This is a genomic window from Meiothermus sp., from assembly GCF_025056915.1.
Lineage (GTDB): Bacteria > Deinococcota > Deinococci > Deinococcales > Thermaceae > Meiothermus.
Window position 1 is genome coordinate 1 of sequence record NZ_JANWVH010000191.1, and the last position, 504, is coordinate 504.

Genomic DNA, 504 nt, shown 5'->3' on the forward strand with positions numbered 1-504 from the left:
GGGGCGCATCAATCGAGAGCAGGGTGATGGGGCCGCTGTTCTGCGCCTGCGCCTCGGCCAGCGCACGCAACGTTTCGGGCCGGATGAGCGGCGTATCGCCGTAGGTGACGAGCACGCGCTCGCAGCGCCCGCGCAACAGGTCGGCGGCCTGCAGCACGGCGTGGCCGGTGCCGAGCTGTTCGGACTGGATGGCGTACTGGACGCTGTCGGCCAGCTCGGCGCGCACGGCCTCCGCGCCATGCCCGATGACGAGCACCGGCGGCAGATTCGCGACGGCGCGTGCGGCGTCCACGGCATAACGCACGAGGGGGCGCCCGGCCAATCGGTGCAGAACTTTGGGCAAAGACGACTTGAGGCGGGTGCCCTGGCCCGCCGCCAGAATTACCGCAGCCAGAGTCATGGGTTGCCTGTAGCTTGAAGGGAAGCGTAAGTGCGCGGGAGTAAAGAATGCCCGCAGGGAGCAATCACGCCGGCGGGCAAAGGCAGGTCGGGGTCTTCCGAGGT

Annotated in this window: 1 protein-coding gene; it reads right to left on the bottom strand. The window is 68.8% G+C overall.

Features of this window, described 5'->3' with window-relative positions; genetic code table 11:
• On the bottom strand, positions 1-400 hold a 400-nt coding region (locus NZN28_RS14615), incomplete at its 3' end, for an NTP transferase domain-containing protein (protein WP_295399398.1).
• Positions 401-504: the final 104 nt, after the last annotated feature.